Source organism: Formosa sp. L2A11 (assembly GCF_009796865.1).
Taxonomy (GTDB): Bacteria; Bacteroidota; Bacteroidia; order Flavobacteriales; family Flavobacteriaceae; genus Formosa.
In genome coordinates, this window is the sequence record NZ_CP047028.1 from 435,541 (window position 1) to 453,760 (window position 18,220).

The following is an 18,220-nucleotide window of genomic DNA, read 5'->3' on the forward strand; positions in this document are numbered from 1 at the left end:
TAAAAAAAGGTGCATTCCGAAGAACACACCTTGTTACATAATATTAGAAAGTAAATCTTTTTCTTTCTTAATCTACAGCGTCTTCAACATCATCGGCTGCATCTTCAATGCCATCTCCTACATCATCTGCAGTATTTTCAATGTCATCACCAACAGCATCTGCTGCGTCTTCAATTTTATCTCCTGTTGTTTTTTGTTCTCTACAACTAGTAAAAGCCGATAGAGATACCATCATGGCAATAGCCATAAAAAAAATATAAGCTGATTTTCTCATTGTTGTGGTTTTAAAAAGTTATTGATTATTTTATGGGATTTCTACCTGTAAATAGCGAGATTACAAATAGTACTAAAAATATAAAAAATAAGATTTTTGCAATTCCAGCAGCTCCTGCTGCGATTCCACCGAATCCGAAAATACCGGCGACTATTGCTAAAATTATAAATGTTACTGTCCAACGTAGCATAGTATATGGTTTTAAATGGTTAATATTAATTTGAAATAACTGTTATATTATTTCGTTACTGTAAAGGTATAGCAGAAGCTAAAGACCACTTAACTGTATCAATTCTAAACTTAACGCAAACAAACCACACATTAACAGTTACTTACATACAAATACCTGTTTTTAATATAGAATACACCTATGTTATTTAGTATATATGTAAAAAGTCTAAACCAAAATTTACATCTCAGTTTAGACTTTTATATATTATTTAAAAAAATATTTTACACAAAAACAACTAGAGCCTCATTCCATCTGTATTTGGATTCTCCTGGCCATACTTCTGTTTATAAATACGTAAAACAAGTAAAAATAAACTAATTAATAATGGACCAAAAACAAGTCCTATAAAACCAAATAAAGGGACACCTACAAGCACTCCAAAAAGTGTTATTAAGGGATGAACATCGTCTAAACGTTTCAAAATAAATAATCGAAGTAAATTATCTGTAGAGCTAATAACAACTAGACCATAAATTAAAATGCCCCAGGCTTGTGTATCATTTCCGCTTAAAAGAGATAGAGCAAAAACAGGTAAAGTCCCAATTAAAGTACCTACAAACGGGATCATAGATCCTACAAAAACAATAACTGCCCAGAAAAAGGGGTCTTCAATTTTAAAAATAAGAAAGCCTATTAAAGCAACAATTCCTTGTGCAAAAGCGACTAAAGGAATACCAATGGCATTAGATTTTACCATGGTTAAACTATCGCGACCAATGATACGTAAATTATCGTTACCAATAGGAATATAGTCTAACATCGCTTTTTGCAATGCCTTACGGTTACTAAGCATAAAATACAACATTACATACATAATAGCAATCCCGATAACCATATTAAATGTGCTACCAAGAAAATCCGGAACGTTATTAGACAGCCAATTAGAAATTGATGAGCCATCGATTTTTGAAGTAAATTGATATCCTAATTCATGCTCCCAGGTAAACACTTGCGATTTAATTATTTTTACAAAATCTTCAGATTTAGATATCGCTCGCTCTACACGACTTCCTAATAACAGAAGCGTAATTGTTATAGGAATAAGAATTCCTATAAAAGACAAAAACAATAATAATGTTGCTGCTAAGGATGGTCTCCAACCTCTTTTTAACAAAAAACTCATCGGTTTTTGTAATAAAACGAAAAATGTAATTGCGCCTAAAATACCAGATAAATACGGAACTAATTCCAGAAATATCATAAGTGCAAAAGAACAAATAAGTAACAAAATAAAAATTTGTCTAATAATACTTGTAGAGATTTTGTTATCCATATGTTTTGGTGATAATAATTAGTAGCTATATAAATGTAATTAATTTAATGATTGCACAATGCAGAAATATATTCCTTTTTCTTCAATATAAATAAAGCTGAAACATCTAAATACTTGGCTTAACAATATTATTTTAAGTTTTTCTAAGCATTCAGAAAAGTTAACTTCTACTCACCTTTTTCATGAATAGAAAGTCATTACTCTTATAACCGTATTTCTTAAAGCATTCTATTCTGCCTGTTTTAAATATTCATTTTACTTTAACCGCATGACTAATAGTAAAGCATACAAATTTCAGGAGAACGCACTAAACAGATTGATTCTAAAACATTAAATATTAGCTGTAACAAATCACTAAATACATTTAGTGATTGCGTTAAAAAATAAAGCAAAACAGATAATCACACCCTTAGATTTAAGGTAATTTTACATCAGTATTAACCATAAAAACAAAGTCATGAACAAAGATCAATTAGAAGGAAAATGGAAACAAGTAAAAGGTCAGTTTAAACAAAAATATGGTGAACTTACTGAAGATGATTTAACATACTCTGAAGGAAAGTTTGACGAAATGGTTGGAAAACTTCAAGAAAAAACGGGTAAAACCAAAGAAGAAATTCAAGATGAAATAAGTAATTGGTAAAATTTTTGTTAGTTAATTTTTAAAAAGTGAGCCTCGTTTAATTATATATTAAACGAGGCTTTTAATGTATAGGAGATTTGTGGTTTAGTTCTTCGTTTTTAATCTAGCGTGATCTGTTGGCGTAATATCTATAGTATAATGTTTAGCATATACCCAAGTAAACTGAGCCCCAAAAAACAAAATAAGACAAGAATAAGATACCCAAAGCAACAGCAAAACAACGGTTCCTGCTGCACCATAAGTAGATCCTGGATTTGCTTTAGCAAAATAATACCCCAATAAAGATTGCCCCACAACAAATAAAACTGCTGTTAAAAAACCTCCAGACCACACGCTTTTCCAAGGAATTATTGCATTAGGCAAGTATTTAAACATTAGCGAAAACAATGCAGATATTATAATTATAGACAAACTAAAATCTGTAATATAGGCAGCATACAAAACAACATCTGGGAAAAAATTCTGAATATAATTATTTAAGATTGAAATACTCGCAGACACCATAAGACTCACCAATAGCAAAAAACCAACTACCAAAATAAAAGCAAAACTACGAGCTCTACTTATTATGATTTGATAAAAATTAGACCCAGGTTTCATTTCAATACCCCAAACATCGTTTAAAGATAATTGCAATTGATAAAATACTCCTGTAGTTCCGAAGAGCAACGTTCCAATCCCTATAATTGTAGACCATATATTGTTTTCAGAATTCTGAGTTTCGGCAATCATAGTTTGTATTGAAGATGCTGTATCACGACCTAAAACATCAGCAATTTGCCCTGTTAACTCACCCTCAACAATTTCTGTTCCCCAAACCGAACCAATTACATTAATTATAATTACGAGAAGTCCTGGAAGCGATAAAATAGAATAATATGCTATAATCGCACTTAAGCGCCACGGGTCACTGTCCAACCATCTATTAAAGGTTTCTTTAAACAGAAAAGGGACATCTTTTAATTTAAATGTATTTTGAAATTTATGACTCATAATGTACAGGCAACTTTAGAAGTTTAAAAATAGAGATTATAATGTACTCTAAAATTTAGATGTTAACGCAAATAAAAATTAACAAACATTTACGATTTGAGCACATCTAAAATGCATTAAAGTCAAAGCAATTAAAGTACTTCGTCTACTTTTGTTAAGTTGAATGGTCTAAAATAACATCTTGTAAAACAAAAGATAAGGTTTTTAGATTACACTAAATTTTAATCAAAAAAAAGAAGCAAGGTCATGGAACTACAATTTGAATATGTGAACATACCTAAAAATAATTATTTCGAATATTTAGTTGAAGAGCACTTAAATCCGCTTGCTAAAAAATTCCCATTTGTTCTTGGGGCAAGTGTGTTTTTTAAAGTCAAAAACAAATCAAGCGATTTAGATAATGTATGCAAAATAAAACTGAACACCATAGAAATGCCCATATATGCTATTGCCGAAGAAAGGTCTATAGAATTGGCCATTAAAAAAACATCTGAAGCCTTAGAATCTAAATTAAAAGCAGCGAATTAATAATAGTAAACTCGCAAATGCAACACGAGAAATTTTATTAACTTGAACCTAAAATAAATCTGCATTATAAAACCTTCTCGTTAAGTTTTGAGGCTTTACGTTTCAATATGTTTTAGCAGTAATTTTAAAACATGGATACAGCACAAAACAAATTATTTACGCCGTCTGAGACTGGAACAGTATTAAATTACAACCAAAACATCTCTAGCGTTTTAGGACCTACAGAGACTTGGCCACCGTATTTAATTTTCACACTAAACATTATACTTAACAGCAAACAACCTCAGTTTTTATGTTGGGGAACAGATTTGCTTTTCTTTTATAACGATGCATTTTACAAGAACTTTATACAAAAAAACAAAGTACACAGTTATCTAGGAAAACCTCTTAATTCTTTACATCTAGATCTATTCAACATATTAATTCCAAGTATAAAAAGCAGCCTAGACTTAATAAATACAGAAGCACTAACTGGTATTGAATACAAAAAATCAAATCAGAATAAAACCTATTGGAGTTTCAATTTCACTGCGCTACAAACACAAAGCAATACAGCTCTATGCGTATTGGTACATTGCCAAGACGACACCTTACTTATTAAGGCAAATAAAAAAGTAAACAAATTAACCACTCGGTTTCTTAATATTGTAAAACAAGCACCGATAGGCGTATTAATTGTATCTGCAAAAACGCAAACTGTAGATACCGTTAATAAAAAATATCGAGAATTATTTAACGATACAAATCCATTTCTTATTGGAGATGCTTTTGAAAATGCCATTCCTAAAACATCTTTAAATTTAAAACAGGAAATTATTACAGCTTTAGAAACTGGCGAAAATTTTCAGTTAATAGAAATTCCGATTCCCATATGTAAAGACGGCACAAATAAAACACATTATTTTAATTTTTTAGGTGAAGCCATAAAAGATGATAACGATAACATTTCTGAGTTAATTCTTGCCACGACAGAGGTTACAGAATCTGTTATTGCTAAACACAGTGTTTTAGAGAGTGAAAATAAATTCAAGAAAGTAATCTTACAAAGTCCAATTCCTATTGCCGTATTTCATGGTCCAAATCATGTGATTAAAATTACAAATCAGACCATGCTTAACGATATTTGGAGGAAAGATTTAGAAGATTGTATAGACAAACCTTTAATAGACGTTTTTCCTGAGCTTAAGGATCAAAGATTCCCAAAATTATTAAATAATGTGTATAACACAGGAATATCTTATAGCGAAAAAGAAGCGCACGCCTCTGTAGAAGGAAATGACGGTACTAAAGATTTTTATTTCGACTTAGATTATTCTCCCATTATAGAAAACAAAGATGCTGTTACCGGAATTATAGTGACAGCTGTAGATGTTACAGAAAAAGTAACGTCTAGAAAAAAGATTGAAAAAACAGAAACCCGTTTACGTATTGCCACTGAAGCTGCAGATTTAGCAACTTGGGAATTAGATTTACACAACAGAGACATTACATACAGTAAGCGTTTACCTAGTATTTTAGGATATCCAGAAGATTATATTTTAACTAAAGAATTTATAAGAAGCAGAACCGTTCCTGAAGATTTAGAAACCATATTACTCCCCGCTTTTGATCGGGCTTTAAAAACAGGGACCTATTTTTACGAAGTTAGAACACGAAAAAAAGACGATACTGTAATCTGGATTCGTACACATGGAAAAGTTTTTTACGACGAAGCAGGCGTCCCCGTAAAGTTATTTGGAACACTTAGAGAAATAACAATAGAAAAACGCAACGAACAGCAACTTATAGAAAACGAACAAAAATTTAGACTGCTAGCAGATTCTATGCCTCAAAAAATATGGACAGCAAATACAGAAGGCCTGTTAGATTATTACAATCGTACGGTTTACGAATTTACAGGACACACACCAAAAACTTTAAATCCGTCTAACTGGTTAACAATAGTACACCCAGACGATCGTGAAGAGAATGCTTTTTTATGGAATAAATCTATAGAAACTGGAGAAGATTTCTTGTTCGAGCATCGTTTTATAAGACACGACGGCCAATACAGATGGCAGTTAAGTCGTGCCATTCCGCAACGTGACAACAACGGAAAAATACAACGTTGGGTAGGAACAAGTACAGATATTCAGGATCAGAAAATGTTTTTACAGGAACTTGAACGCCAAGTAAAAGACAGAACTAAGTTATTAGCAGAAGCAAATTCTAAATTAGAAAATTCTGTTGAAGAATTACAGCGCATGAACGAAGAGCTACAATCTTTTGCATATATTTCTAGTCACGATTTACAAGAACCACTTCGTAAAATTCAAATTTTCTCATCTCGAATTTTAGACCTAGAGAAAGACAATCTTTCAGAAACGGGAGCAGGTTATTTTAATCGCATGCAAAATGCAGCACACAGAATGCAAGTCTTAATTAAAGATTTACTAACGTATTCTAGAACAAATACCTCTACGCGTACTTTCGAAAAAACAGATTTAAACATTATTCTAGACGAAGTTAAAATAGATTTAAAAGAACTTATAAAAGAACATCAGGTTACCATAGAAGTTGGAAATTTATGTACCGTTTACATTATTCCATTTCAATTTATTCAGCTTATGAATAACTTAATAAACAACTCTATAAAATTTGCTCGAGAAGGCGTCCCTCCTATTATAAAAATAGACAGCGTTATAGACAAAGGATCTGCTTTTAAAATAGAACAATTGGTTGCAGATGGTGAATATTGCCATATTAAAGTGAGTGATAATGGTATAGGATTCGATCCGCAATACAGCGAACAAATATTCGATGTGTTTGAACGTTTACATACCAGAACAGCCTACGAAGGCACAGGAATTGGCCTAGCCATAGTTAAAAAGATTGTTGAAAACCATAATGGATATATTTTTGCTCAAGGTGAAGAAAACAAAGGCGTAACCTTCAACATTTATATTCCTATAAACACTGCTTTAGTTTAGGATTTATTTTTGAAATTAAAGAGAATTAATTCGTAAATTTACGTTTTACATTTTGCTCAATTTTGATTAATAAGAATTTAACTTAAAGCAATTTATAACATACTAAACATCAAAATGTTGTTATAAATTTAATTGTTTTTATGAACTTACAAAAACTAAAAGTCGCATTAGTAGACGACGATGAAGACGATCGTTTTCTATTTAAAGAAGCAATAGACCAAATTCATATTAAAACAGAATTGTCCTTGTTTGAAAATGGGCAAAAATTCATGGATTTTTTACTACAGCCCGAAATTATTTTACCACAAGTGGTATTTTTAGATTTAAACATGCCTGTTAAAAACGGACTAGAATGTTTGCAAGAAATACGCAATACAAATCATCTTAAAGATTTATCTGTTGCTATTTACTCTACATCATCATCAGAAAATGATATTGACGAAACCTTTATTAATGGCGCTAATATTTACATTAATAAGCCAAACGATTTTGGAAAATTAAAATCTGTTATAGAAAAAGTGCTTCAAATTAATTGGCAATACAACACGTCTAACTTCAACAAAGAAAATTTTATAATGCGCCTTTAATCACTTAATAAAGACTCCTTTTTATACGTAAATAAAAGCTCAAAATGTTAATTACTGTTAACTTTTGGGCTTTTTCTGTTTTTACACATAAAACACAAATAACTAAAAACCAACAACATAAAATTAAAATAATAAAATTATATAACAGATTATGAAAATTATGTAACACTTACGGCTTAGTATTTTAAGAGATTTGTGGTATACAATAACAAAAACTATTTCAAAATATGAAACAGACTTCAAATCAAAATGCGCGTATAGGGAAAGTAATGAAGCCATCACATGTTAAAGTATTTAACCTACACGGAATTCTTAACAGAATAGACAACTCTAACACACTTGTTACAGGATTTAAGGTCAAGTAACTCAAGATATACAATGTAACCAGCAATTATACATCACCTTTTAAACTCAAAAAAAATCATGAAAACACTACATATAAAATCAACAACTGCCCGTAAAATGATTAACGATCTTCAAGTTCACCTTGGAGGAGAGACATCTTCAATAAATAAAGAATATGTTTTAACGGTAGATAATGACTTAGCTTTAGGTACAATTAGCGCTGTAAGTGTTAAGAAAAGCATTACATATATTGCTTTCAATATTGAGTTTAAAAAAGATTTTAAATTAGTGAATACTATTTTAAAATCTTCTCCTATATATTTTACATATTGTTCTGAAGGCCATGTAGAACATAGTTTTTCTTTAACCGGAGAAACAAATACTTTAGATGCTTTTCAAACAGCAATTTTAAGAAGCGGAGAAACGGTAAACAATGTTTATCATTTTAAAAAAGATACGTTATTCAATTTCTCTACAATTGTAGTGAGCACAGACGATGTATCTATAGCAAATAGTGATTTAAACGCGAAGTTGAATCAGATCTTTACAAGTAATAAGCATACAGATCATTTTACATATTTTGGATCTTACAACCTTAAAATATCTGAAAAGATTAAGCAATTAGAAGCTATTAGTCAGCAAGGTGTAGTAAGAAGTTTATTGGTAGAAAGTACTGTACAAACTATTCTAGCATTAGAAATACAACAACATACAGACGATGTTGAGTTTGCAAAAAACAAATTTGGATCTTTAAATAAAGAGGAAATGGAGATGGTAAAAGATATATCCTTGTTTATTTCTAATTATCCAGAAAAGCAATACACTTTAAAGTATTTAAGTACAAAATCGGGATTAACGCCTTCAAAATTACAAGAAGGATTTAAGTTACTACACAACAGAACGGTAACAGATTTTATTAGAAATGTACGTGTAGAAACGGCTGAAAACCTTATAAAAACAACAGATTTAAATATCTCTGAAATTGTATACACTGTAGGTTTAACAAGCAGAAGTTATTTCTCTAAAATATTTAAAGAAAAATATAATTGTAGTCCTAAACAATATCAGGATAATCAAAATTCGTTAGCTGCAACAGCATAACTTATATATATAAATCGCCCATGTAATTAATTACATGGGCGATTTTGTGTTTTACAAGTTTAAAACAAATCTCATTATATATTACAAAAAAAAGCGGTCATCTGTATAAGATGACCGCTTTTAGTATAGTATTGTCCCGTCCTGAAATAGCGATACACTAAAATTTAGTGTAATGAAAACATCAGACCATTTAGGGCACACCAAGCGTACCCAAAAAGACCACTCTCTTTCTTTTAAACTTAAATTAGTTGAAGAATTAGAGCTTGGACTTCTTACAAAATCACAAGCTAAGCTTAAATATGGCATCCAAGGAGATTCTACAGTAACCAAATGGTTGCAAAAATATGGTAACTTTGATTGGGAACACCAATCTCCAAAAACGATGTCAAAAACTCCAGAACAAAAAATACTCGAATTAGAAGCTAAGGTTAAACTTCTAGAAAAGCAAAAGGCAAGAGCAGAACACCTTGCTGAACGTGCAGATAAGAAGGTTATAATTTTTGATATGCTCGTAGATATGGCTGAAAAGGAATATGATATCGAAATCAGAAAAAATTACAAACCCGAGTTATCAAAAACTTCAAAGAAGACCAAAAAGAGACCATAATCTCTTCCTGTGAATTACTCGGGGTAAATAGACAGGTTTATTACAGAGCTATAAAATCCAAAAAGCATAAGCAAAGCTTAGCAAAACAAGTTATAGCTATGGTACGTTCTGTTAGGAATTTAATGCCAAGGCTAGGCACAAGAAAATTATATTATATACTTAAAAATGAATTAAGCAAAGTACATGTAGGTAGAGATAAGTTGTTTAGAATACTCAAAGCAAACCACATGGTTATAAAACCTAAAAAGAGTTATCATATAACAACTGACTCTCATCATAGATTTAGAAAGCATAAGAATAAAATTAATGAGATAGAATTTAATCGTCCAGAACAGGTTTGGGTAAGCGATATCACCTACACTGGGAATAGAAAAAATCCGTCTTACCTTGCTTTAGTTACAGATGCATATTCAAAAAAAATAATGGGCTATGACATATCAAATAGTCTTGAAGTTGGAGGTTCTCTTAGAGCTCTTGAAATGGCTCTAAGAAAAAGAAGTTATAAAGACCAATCTTTAATACATCACTCAGACAGAGGTTTGCAGTATTGTTCTAATGATTATCAGAACTTGCTAAAAGACAAAAATATTATTACAAGTATGACAGAGAAATATGATCCTTATGAAAATGCTATCGCAGAGCGTGTAAATGGTATTTTGAAACAAGAATTTGCAATAGCAACTTACGATACCGATATAGAAACAAAGAAATTAATAATCAAAGATGCAGTCAATATTTACAATAGTTTAAGACCACATTTTTCTAATCATATGCGAACACCTGATATGATGCATAAACAACAAAAATTAAAAAGAAAACAGTATAAATCAAAAAAGCTGAACAATCTTAAGATTGTTCAGCTTTAATTAATATTTTTAATCCTTTAATAATCTGTATCGTTTATTCAGGACTAGACATATTGAAAAGTATTTCTAACTGTTCATAGAAATTAAAAACTCTTCATTATTTTTTGTTTTCTTAAAGCGATCGTTAATAAATTCCATTGCTTCAACAGGATTCATATCTGCAAGATATTTACGCATAATCCACATACGTTGTACCGTTGTTTCGTCTAATAAAATATCGTCACGACGTGTACTCGAAGAGATTAAATCGATAGCAGGGAAAATTCTACGGTTAGCAATACGTCTGTCTAATTGCAGCTCCATGTTACCTGTTCCTTTAAATTCTTCAAAAATAACTTCGTCCATTTTAGAACCTGTATCCGTAAGAGCGGTTGCAATAATAGATAACGATCCTCCATTTTCAATGTTACGCGCAGCACCAAAGAAACGTTTTGGTTTATGTAATGCATTGGCATCTACACCACCACTTAATATTTTACCAGAGGCTGGTTGTACCGTGTTATAGGCACGAGCTAAACGTGTAATAGAATCTAATAAAATAACCACATCGTGACCACATTCTACTAATCGTTTTGCTTTTTCTAAAACAATATTAGCAATTTTTACGTGCTCGTGAGCTTCTTTATCAAATGTAGATGCTACAACTTCACCACGCACATTACGTTGCATGTCTGTAACCTCTTCAGGACGTTCATCTATTAATAAAATAATTTGATATACTTCTGGGTGATTCGCTGCAATAGCATTCGCGATGTCTTTTAACAACATCGTTTTACCTGTTTTAGGTTGCGAAACAATCATACCACGTTGTCCTTTACCTATTGGGCAAAATAAATCCATGATACGTGTAGAAATTGTGCTTTGTTTTTCAGCTAAAATAAATTTCTCTTCAGGAAATAATGGCGTTAAATGTTCGAAAGAAACACGGTCTCTAACTACACTAGGATGCTGACCATTAATTTTATTTACTTTTATTAAAGGGAAATATTTTTCTCCTTCTTTAGGAGGTCTTACCTGTCCTAGAACAGTATCTCCCGTTTTTAATCCGAATAAACGAATTTGAGATTGCGATACATAAATATCGTCAGGAGAAGATAAATAATTATAGTCAGACGATCTTAAAAACCCGTAACCATCTTGCATGATATCTAAAACACCTTCACTTTCAATAATGGCATCGAACTCATATTCTGGTTCTTTGTAACGGTTTCTAGTATCTTTATTTCCGTTATTAGAAGGATGTTGGTTACCGTTAGACTTATTATTTTGTCTAGGGTTTGGACCATCTTTCTTTTGATTTGGATTTTCTCTTTTTGGACGATTAGGCTGATTTTCCTTTTTAGGAGCATTTGGCGCTTTATCATCTTTATGTGCAACAGCTGGCTTATCCTCTTTTGCTTGAGGTGCTTTAGCTACTACAGGCCTCGGATTAGGCTTTCTTTTTATAGGCTGTCTTTTTACAGGAGCCGCTTTTGGTTCGTCCTTTACTTCAGGAGTAGCTGCTGCTTCTGGAGTAACCTCTGCAATTGGTTCAGGAATTGTATTTGTATTTGGTTTTACCGCCTTTTTAACAGGAACACGTTTTTTTACACGTTCACGTACAGGTTTTGAAGCTTCTTCTGCAGGAGCTACGGTATCTTTTGTATCTGTTTTAGCTTCTATAACCGCTTTAGGGTTTGTAGCCTGATGATCTAATACTTGATATACTAAATCGAGTTTTTTAAGAGTACGAAACTTTGGGATATTTAATTTTTTGGCAATTTCCTGCAATTCAGGAAGTTTCATTTCTTTTAATTGAGTGATTTCAAACATTGATGTTCAATTGAATATTTGATTAGAATTTAAATATTGAATTATTCTGAAGAAAATTTGATCTTATTCTGAAGAATTAACAATCTAAAACAAAGAGTGTTGTACATTGTTATTGCAATTATACGACTTTTATTTTAATTTTTTATATAAATAATCTCAAAGAAACTGCTATTTTTGCAGTCTAGTTTAGAATAACGAATGATACAACGCATACAAACTATTTATCTTCTTTTAACTGCCATTGTTAGTGGCGGACTTATATTTGTCTTCAATTTATGGGCAGATACAGAAGGCCATTTAGTTTTTGCAAAAGACAATATTATGTGCTTAGCCGTATTTTTAGGATCTGCACTGCTTGCTTTAGTATCTATATTCTTGTATTCTAACAGAAAGCTTCAATTTGTATTGGGGCGCCTAAACATTATATCAAACTTTTTTTTAATAGTGTTTTTCGTTTATCAATCTCTAAACATATCTGGAGAAACTAACGTTTCAGAGAAAGGTATTGGGATGTTCCTTCCTATTATTTCTATCGTGTTATTAGTGTTAGCTAATAAGGCCATTAAGAAGGATGAAGATCTTGTAAAATCTGTAGATAGATTACGTTAAGCCTTATATCTTAGTAGTATTAGTGCGTGTAAAAACCCGGAGGTTGTGCTTCGGGTTTTATTTTTTAAATTCTATAACCTCTAAGTCTTTTATATTGGTTCCTTCTATTACAAATCGCAACATCGTTCGCACTTTATGAAATCCGTATTTACCAATAGCTCCAGGATTCATGTGCAGTAGTTTCAATTTCTTATCTGGCATTACTTTTAAAATATGAGAATGCCCGCAAATAAAAAGTTTTGGCGGATTCTTATATATTTCATCTCTAATTAATACATTATATCTGTTCGGATATCCACCAATATGCGTCATCCAAACATCTACACCTTCGCACATAAAACGGTTGTTTTCGGGAAATACTTGGCGCACTTTAGCATCGTCTATATTACCATACACAGCACGAAGTGGCTTTAATGCTTCAATAGCATCTGTTACTTTTAAATCGCCAATATCACCGGCATGCCAAACCTCATCGGCTTGTTTAACATATTTCAATACATCGTCATCAATATAACTATGCGTATCAGAGAGTAAAAGGATTTTTGTCATTAAGAGAATATTGTGAGTTGAAACTAGTAAAACTAATTATCTTTGTAGATTCAATAACAAAAATACGATTATTCTTGAGATATTTTTTAGAACTTTCTTACAACGGAACAGCTTATCACGGTTGGCAAAATCAGCCCAATGCCATTTCTGTGCAAGAGGTTATAGAAACCGCTTTATCTGTAATTTTAAAAGAGAAAATTGGGATAATGGGAGCCGGAAGAACAGACACCGGTGTACATGCAAAACAAATGTTTGCGCACTTTGATTTTGAAGGCCAATTTAATGACACAGAATTGCTGTACAAGTTAAATTCGTTTTTACCTAAAGACGTGGCGTTACACCGTATTTTTAAAGTAAAACCAGATGCACATACCCGTTTTCATGCAGAAAGCAGAACGTATCTTTATCGTATAGCATTACAAAAAAATGTTTTTAATTTTACAGAAGCTTATTGGGTGAAACCTAAATTAAATATTGAAAACATGACTGCGGCAGCTAATTTGTTATTGAACTATAAAGATTTTCAGTGCTTTTCTAAAACGAATACCGACGTAAAAACGTTTAATTGTAATATTATGGCCGTAAATTTAGAGATTGTAGATACGGAATTACACTTTACAATTACAGCCGATAGATTTTTAAGAAATATGGTTCGCGCTATAGTTGGCACGTTAATAAATGTAGGTTTAGGAAAACTTGAAATAGACGATATTCACCGTATAATTTCGTCTAAAAACAGAAGCGAAGCAGGATATTCAGTCCCTGCAAGAGGACTGTATTTAACCAAAATAATTTACCCAGAATCGATAGTATTATAAATGGATACCACAAAAAAAAATAATTTTAATCTTAGTTTATTTAAACGTCTTTTAGAGTATATAAAACCGTACAATAAAGTGTTTATTGGGGTTTTTATATCTGTTATTTTATTAGCTTTTTTTAGCGCGCTAAGACCATACATTCTTCAGCAAGCTATAGATAATAATATTGCAACTAAAACACTAGAAGGCTTCTTCCCGTACATTTTAATCATGTTAGCGCTTTTGGTTTCCGAAGTCGTTTTTCAGCTTATATTTATATATTATTCGGGTTGGTTGGGACAAAGTGTTGTTAAAGATATTCGGGTTAAATTATTTAATCACATGCTTCGTTTTAAAATGAAGTATTACGATAATTCTTCTGTTGGAGTACTTATTACCCGATCTGTAACAGACATGGAACGTATTGCCGATATTTTTGGCGAAGGTTTATTTATGATTTTTAGAGACTCGCTAACCATGGTTGTTGTAGCCGGCGTTATGGTGTTTATAAATTGGAGGCTAAGTATAATTGTATTTTTAATGCTTCCGCTAGTTTTATACGCAACACGTATTTTTCAGAAATACATGAAGAAAGCTTTCGAGGAAGTACGTACAGAAATCTCTAACCTAAACTCGTTTGTACAAGAGCGCGTTACAGGAATGAAAATTCTTCAACTATTTACACGAGAAGATACAGAATACAAACATTTTAAAGCCATTAACGAGCGCCATAAAAAAGGGTGGTTAAAAACAGTGTGGTACAACTCCATCTTCTTCCCTATCGCAGAACTTTCAGGTTCTATAACCATTGGACTTGTCGCTTGGTATGGCGGATTAGATGCTGTAATGCAACACTCATCGTCTTTAGGAGATTTAACGGCATTTGTCATGATGATTCCGATGCTTTTTAGACCTTTAAGACAAATTGCAGATAAGTTTAACACCTTCCAGATGGGAATGGTTGCCGCGACTAGAGTATTTAAAGTTATAGATACTAAATCTCAAATAGACGATTCTGGGACTTTAATAGCCAATCAATTTAAAGGTAATATTTCATTTAAAAATGTACGTTTTAGTTATATTGAAGACGAAGTGGTTTTAAAGGATATTTCTCTTGAAGTAAAAGCAGGGCAAACGGTTGCTATTGTTGGAGCTACCGGAGCAGGAAAATCGACAATTATTAATTTATTAAATCGTTTTTATGAAATTGATAAAGGTGAAATTGCGATAGATTCTACAAACATTAACAACTTTACTTTAGAATCTTTACGATCTCAAATTGCGGTTGTACTTCAGGATGTGTTTTTGTTTGCAGATACTATTTTAAACAATATTACCCTTAGCAATCCTAATATTACAGAAGCTCAAGTTATACAAGCAGCAAAAGATATTGGTGTACACGATTTTATTTCAAGTTTACCAGAAGGCTACAATTACAACGTTAAAGAACGCGGTGTGATGTTATCTTCCGGTCAGCGACAGTTAATTTCTTTTTTACGGGCTTATGTTACCAATCCAAGTATTTTAGTGTTAGATGAAGCAACTTCTTCTGTAGATTCGTATTCAGAACAACTCATACAAAATGCAACAGATAAGATTACAAAAGGTAGAACATCTATAGTAATTGCACACCGTTTAGCAACCATAATTAAAGCCGATAAAATTATAGTAATGGATGCTGGAGAAATTGTAGAACAAGGCACACACAGCGAACTTCTAGAAAATGAAAATGGGTATTACAAAAACCTATACGAAGTACAATTTATAAAAGAAGTTTCGTCTTAAACAAGATCGTTTTTAATTAATTCTTTAAGCTCTACAATAGATTCAAACATTATAAATTCGCCACTTTTAAAATAAGAAATCTGTCCTGTTTCTTCACTAACAACAAGTGCTAAAGCATCTGTTTTTTCGCAAACACCAACTGCAGCTCTATGTCTTAAACCGAAACGCTGAGGCAAGTTTTTTTCATTATTAACAGGAAGAATGACACGGGTTGCTTTTATAATATTGTTAGCAATAATGATAGCACCATCGTGCAACGGACTATTTTTAAAGAAGATACTTTCTATAATAGGTTCTGTTACTGTAATATTCATTTCGTCTCCTGTTTGCCCCAAGAAATCTAGATTATTATTACGTTCAAAAACAATTAAAGCACCTGTATTTGTAGACGCCATTTTTGTACATGCCGAAAGAATAGCATCTATATTTGTATTATTGCTACTCTCTGTTTGAAGAAATTTTAACTGCTTAAATAAATGTGCACTTTTACTAAAGTTTGTAGATCCAATCATTAATAAAAACTTACGGAGTTCTTGCTGAAAAACAACAATTAAAGCAAACATACCTACGCTTATAAAACCACCTAGAATGTTACTTAACAATTGCATGTGCAAGGCTTCTGTAACCTTCCAAATAATGTAAATAATAACAATACCTATAAAAATATTAATAGCCACCGTTCCTTTTACTAATTTGTAAACATAGTAAAGTAATAAGGCTACTAAAAAGACATCGATAATGTCTATTAATGTAAATTTTAAAAGGTCTCTAAAGATTTCCAAAGGACTATTTTTTTTATAAATGTAACAATCTGTGACTAATATATAAATTCGGTTGTATGAATTAACACCTGCGGATTTTTAACCGTTAAAAGTAAATCTTTTATGTGTAAATACTCTTGAAAAGTTAATTGATTTTCAAAATTCAAAACAAATACATGACGCTCGTTTGGCATACTATTTAAATGCGCAACAAAGTCTTCAATAGTATAAGTAGCTCCTAAAAACGAGACTCCTGTCTTACTAAATATTAATACTTCTGCTTGATCTTCTAATGTTTTTAAATACGCATTAACCTTAGTTTTTAAGTCGTAATTTACGTGTGTAAATTCAACAAAACATAATGATTTCACCTCCGGATTAAAGGCTGTAAAATAGTTCTCTACACCTTTTTTCTTATGCGATGCATTTCGTTTTTTCTTCTGTAACGCCATTAAAACGGGAATAGCCTGTTTTAAGGTTAATCTATTATCTACATTTACCAGCCAATTGGTTGTGCTAATTAAATTTTGTTTATTTAACTCTACACTATCTTCTGCTTTTGTATTGTAAAATATATACGCCGGAGACACATCTAAAACTTCTGTGATTTTAGAATGTTCTATTTCTGGTAATTTTAATTCTTTATCGTTACTGCAAGACAAACACAGCAGCAAAAGCATTATTAAAGACAATTGTTTCATACTATTTTTTTAAAGCGTTTATAAGTGTAATACATTCCATAGCTTCTTTAACATCGTGCACTCTTAAAATAGAAGCTCCTTTTTCAAGGCAAATGGTATTAATTACTGTTGTACCATTTAAAGCCTCTTGTGGTGTATTATCTAAGGTTTTATAAATCATAGATTTTCTTGAAGCCCCAACTAATACTGGTAAATCTGTAATATTTAAAAGTTCTAATTTATTTAATAACTCAAAATTTTGCTGCAATGTTTTAGAAAATCCAAAACCAGGATCTACAATAATGTCTATTATTCCGTGCTGTCTTGCCAAAGCAATCCGTTCGGAAAAATAAAACAACATATCTTTTATTAAATCGGAATAATTGGTGTGCTGCTGCATGGTTTGTGGCGTTCCCAACATATGCATCATAATATATGGCACTTTTAATTTACCAACAGTTTCTAACATTAACGGATCTAATTGCCCTGCAGAAATATCGTTAATAATCGCTGCTCCAGCTTCAATACAAGATTTAGCGACATTGCTTCTAAACGTATCTACAGATAATATTAAATCTGGAAACGTTTTAATAAGCAAGGTTACAACAGGCAAAATACGAGCCAACTCTTCAGACGCACTAACATGATCTGCATTGGGTCTAGAACTATAAGCACCAACATCTATAAAAGAGGCTCCTGCGTGCAGCATAGATTGGACCCACGTTATAATATCACTTTCGTTTTTATAGCTTCCGCCATCGTAAAAAGAGTCTGGTGTTAGGTTTAAAATCCCCATCACACTTGGA

General features: G+C 31.8%; 20 protein-coding genes. 11 read left to right on the forward strand and 9 right to left on the reverse strand.

Annotated features, from left to right (window positions below; translation table 11 throughout):
• Positions 1-67: 67 nt before the first annotated feature.
• The 3 genes from GQR95_RS01930 to GQR95_RS01940 all read right to left on the reverse strand — a co-directional run bounded on the left by GQR95_RS01930 (position 68) and on the right by GQR95_RS01940 (position 1,779).
• Entirely contained in the window at positions 68-274 is a 207-nt protein-coding gene (locus GQR95_RS01930; protein ID WP_159021550.1) for a hypothetical protein, read from the reverse strand.
• 25 nt (positions 275-299) lie between these two features.
• Complete coding sequence (locus GQR95_RS01935; protein ID WP_159021551.1) at positions 300-464, reverse strand: DUF1328 family protein; 165 nt, start codon at positions 462-464, stop codon at positions 300-302.
• Positions 465-741: 277 nt separating this feature from the next.
• Positions 742-1,779 carry an AI-2E family transporter gene (locus GQR95_RS01940; protein ID WP_159021552.1) on the reverse strand — a complete coding sequence of 346 codons (1,038 nt, stop codon included), beginning with the start codon at positions 1,777-1,779 and terminating at the stop codon, positions 742-744.
• A 457-nt stretch (positions 1,780-2,236) separates the two neighbouring features.
• On the opposite strand from GQR95_RS01940, the gene GQR95_RS01945 reads away from it, so the two are divergent.
• A complete protein-coding gene (locus GQR95_RS01945) occupies positions 2,237-2,422 on the forward strand; it encodes a CsbD family protein (RefSeq protein ID WP_159021553.1) in 186 nt (61 codons plus the stop codon).
• An 84-nt stretch (positions 2,423-2,506) separates the two neighbouring features.
• Here GQR95_RS01945 and GQR95_RS01950 read toward each other — a convergent pair whose 3' ends face one another.
• Positions 2,507-3,415 (reverse strand): YihY/virulence factor BrkB family protein, encoded by a 909-nt coding sequence (locus GQR95_RS01950; protein WP_159021554.1) that lies wholly within the window; start codon positions 3,413-3,415, stop codon positions 2,507-2,509.
• 246 nt (positions 3,416-3,661) lie between these two features.
• Between GQR95_RS01950 and GQR95_RS01955 the strand changes: the two genes are divergently transcribed.
• The 7 genes from GQR95_RS01955 (at position 3,662) to GQR95_RS01980 (ending at position 10,418) form a co-directional block, all read left to right on the forward strand.
• On the forward strand, positions 3,662-3,943 hold the full coding sequence (locus tag GQR95_RS01955; protein ID WP_159021555.1) for a hypothetical protein: 282 nt from the start codon (positions 3,662-3,664) through the stop codon (positions 3,941-3,943).
• A gap of 131 nt (positions 3,944-4,074) precedes the next feature.
• On the forward strand, positions 4,075-6,912 hold the full coding sequence (locus tag GQR95_RS01960; RefSeq protein WP_159021556.1) for a PAS domain-containing protein: 2,838 nt from the start codon (positions 4,075-4,077) through the stop codon (positions 6,910-6,912).
• Positions 6,913-7,052: 140 nt separating this feature from the next.
• Positions 7,053-7,499: a response regulator gene (locus tag GQR95_RS01965; protein ID WP_159021557.1), complete on the forward strand. Its 447-nt coding sequence runs from the start codon at positions 7,053-7,055 to the stop codon at positions 7,497-7,499.
• Between the two features lie 227 nt (positions 7,500-7,726).
• On the forward strand, positions 7,727-7,864 hold the full coding sequence (locus GQR95_RS01970) for a hypothetical protein (RefSeq protein ID WP_159021558.1): 138 nt from the start codon (positions 7,727-7,729) through the stop codon (positions 7,862-7,864).
• Between the two features lie 58 nt (positions 7,865-7,922).
• Positions 7,923-8,945 (forward strand): response regulator transcription factor, encoded by a 1,023-nt coding sequence (locus GQR95_RS01975; RefSeq protein ID WP_159021559.1) that lies wholly within the window; start codon positions 7,923-7,925, stop codon positions 8,943-8,945.
• A gap of 172 nt (positions 8,946-9,117) precedes the next feature.
• Positions 9,118-9,552 (forward strand): hypothetical protein, encoded by a 435-nt coding sequence (locus GQR95_RS17035; RefSeq protein ID WP_199269631.1) that lies wholly within the window; start codon positions 9,118-9,120, stop codon positions 9,550-9,552.
• A gap of 50 nt (positions 9,553-9,602) precedes the next feature.
• Complete coding sequence (locus GQR95_RS01980; protein WP_233266025.1) at positions 9,603-10,418, forward strand: IS3 family transposase; 816 nt, start codon at positions 9,603-9,605, stop codon at positions 10,416-10,418.
• Positions 10,419-10,484: 66 nt separating this feature from the next.
• Here GQR95_RS01980 and rho read toward each other — a convergent pair whose 3' ends face one another.
• Entirely contained in the window at positions 10,485-12,230 is a 1,746-nt protein-coding gene (rho, locus tag GQR95_RS01985; RefSeq protein WP_159021560.1) for a transcription termination factor Rho, read from the reverse strand.
• A gap of 198 nt (positions 12,231-12,428) precedes the next feature.
• Between rho and GQR95_RS01990 the strand changes: the two genes are divergently transcribed.
• Positions 12,429-12,839: a DUF4293 domain-containing protein gene (locus GQR95_RS01990; protein ID WP_159021561.1), complete on the forward strand. Its 411-nt coding sequence runs from the start codon at positions 12,429-12,431 to the stop codon at positions 12,837-12,839.
• Positions 12,840-12,896: 57 nt separating this feature from the next.
• Here GQR95_RS01990 and GQR95_RS01995 read toward each other — a convergent pair whose 3' ends face one another.
• Positions 12,897-13,388, reverse strand: coding sequence for a metallophosphoesterase (locus GQR95_RS01995; RefSeq protein ID WP_159021562.1), 492 nt, complete (start codon positions 13,386-13,388; stop codon positions 12,897-12,899).
• Positions 13,389-13,462: 74 nt separating this feature from the next.
• On the opposite strand from GQR95_RS01995, the gene truA reads away from it, so the two are divergent.
• On the forward strand, positions 13,463-14,206 hold the full coding sequence (truA, locus tag GQR95_RS02000; RefSeq protein WP_159021563.1) for a tRNA pseudouridine(38-40) synthase TruA: 744 nt from the start codon (positions 13,463-13,465) through the stop codon (positions 14,204-14,206).
• The gene (locus GQR95_RS02005) at positions 14,207-15,973 is read left to right on the forward strand and encodes an ABC transporter ATP-binding protein (protein ID WP_159021564.1); all 1,767 of its coding nucleotides are present in this window, start codon (positions 14,207-14,209) and stop codon (positions 15,971-15,973) included. It begins immediately after the preceding gene.
• Here the strand turns inward: GQR95_RS02005 and GQR95_RS02010 are convergent.
• The 3 genes from GQR95_RS02010 to folP are packed head-to-tail and all read right to left on the reverse strand — an operon-like array spanning position 15,970 to position 18,210.
• Complete coding sequence (locus GQR95_RS02010; protein WP_159021565.1) at positions 15,970-16,755, reverse strand: diadenylate cyclase; 786 nt, start codon at positions 16,753-16,755, stop codon at positions 15,970-15,972. The genes GQR95_RS02005 and GQR95_RS02010 overlap by 4 nt on opposite strands.
• A gap of 35 nt (positions 16,756-16,790) precedes the next feature.
• Positions 16,791-17,435: a hypothetical protein gene (locus GQR95_RS02015; RefSeq protein WP_159021566.1), complete on the reverse strand. Its 645-nt coding sequence runs from the start codon at positions 17,433-17,435 to the stop codon at positions 16,791-16,793.
• Position 17,436: 1 nt separating this feature from the next.
• Complete coding sequence (gene folP, locus GQR95_RS02020; protein WP_159024208.1) at positions 17,437-18,210, reverse strand: dihydropteroate synthase; 774 nt, start codon at positions 18,208-18,210, stop codon at positions 17,437-17,439.
• Positions 18,211-18,220: the final 10 nt, after the last annotated feature.

What these genes read in the sequence shown, in the direction of transcription:
- GQR95_RS01930 (WP_159021550.1), bottom strand. Translation starts at nt 274, where the DNA reads ATGAGAAAATCAGCTTATATTTTTTTTATGGCTATTGCCATGATGGTA.
- GQR95_RS01935 (WP_159021551.1), bottom strand. Translation starts at nt 464, where the DNA reads ATGCTACGTTGGACAGTAACATTTATAATTTTAGCAATAGTCGCCGGT.
- GQR95_RS01940 (WP_159021552.1), bottom strand. Translation starts at nt 1,779, where the DNA reads ATGGATAACAAAATCTCTACAAGTATTATTAGACAAATTTTTATTTTG.
- GQR95_RS01945 (WP_159021553.1), top strand. Translation starts at nt 2,237, where the DNA reads ATGAACAAAGATCAATTAGAAGGAAAATGGAAACAAGTAAAAGGTCAG.
- GQR95_RS01950 (WP_159021554.1), bottom strand. Translation starts at nt 3,415, where the DNA reads ATGAGTCATAAATTTCAAAATACATTTAAATTAAAAGATGTCCCTTTT.
- GQR95_RS01955 (WP_159021555.1), top strand. Translation starts at nt 3,662, where the DNA reads ATGGAACTACAATTTGAATATGTGAACATACCTAAAAATAATTATTTC.
- GQR95_RS01960 (WP_159021556.1), top strand. Translation starts at nt 4,075, where the DNA reads ATGGATACAGCACAAAACAAATTATTTACGCCGTCTGAGACTGGAACA.
- GQR95_RS01965 (WP_159021557.1), top strand. Translation starts at nt 7,053, where the DNA reads ATGAACTTACAAAAACTAAAAGTCGCATTAGTAGACGACGATGAAGAC.
- GQR95_RS01970 (WP_159021558.1), top strand. Translation starts at nt 7,727, where the DNA reads ATGAAACAGACTTCAAATCAAAATGCGCGTATAGGGAAAGTAATGAAG.
- GQR95_RS01975 (WP_159021559.1), top strand. Translation starts at nt 7,923, where the DNA reads ATGAAAACACTACATATAAAATCAACAACTGCCCGTAAAATGATTAAC.
- GQR95_RS17035 (WP_199269631.1), top strand. Translation starts at nt 9,118, where the DNA reads ATGAAAACATCAGACCATTTAGGGCACACCAAGCGTACCCAAAAAGAC.
- rho (WP_159021560.1), bottom strand. Translation starts at nt 12,230, where the DNA reads ATGTTTGAAATCACTCAATTAAAAGAAATGAAACTTCCTGAATTGCAG.
- GQR95_RS01990 (WP_159021561.1), top strand. Translation starts at nt 12,429, where the DNA reads ATGATACAACGCATACAAACTATTTATCTTCTTTTAACTGCCATTGTT.
- GQR95_RS01995 (WP_159021562.1), bottom strand. Translation starts at nt 13,388, where the DNA reads ATGACAAAAATCCTTTTACTCTCTGATACGCATAGTTATATTGATGAC.
- GQR95_RS02005 (WP_159021564.1), top strand. Translation starts at nt 14,207, where the DNA reads ATGGATACCACAAAAAAAAATAATTTTAATCTTAGTTTATTTAAACGT.
- GQR95_RS02015 (WP_159021566.1), bottom strand. Translation starts at nt 17,435, where the DNA reads ATGAAACAATTGTCTTTAATAATGCTTTTGCTGCTGTGTTTGTCTTGC.
- folP (WP_159024208.1), bottom strand. Translation starts at nt 18,210, where the DNA reads ATGGGGATTTTAAACCTAACACCAGACTCTTTTTACGATGGCGGAAGC.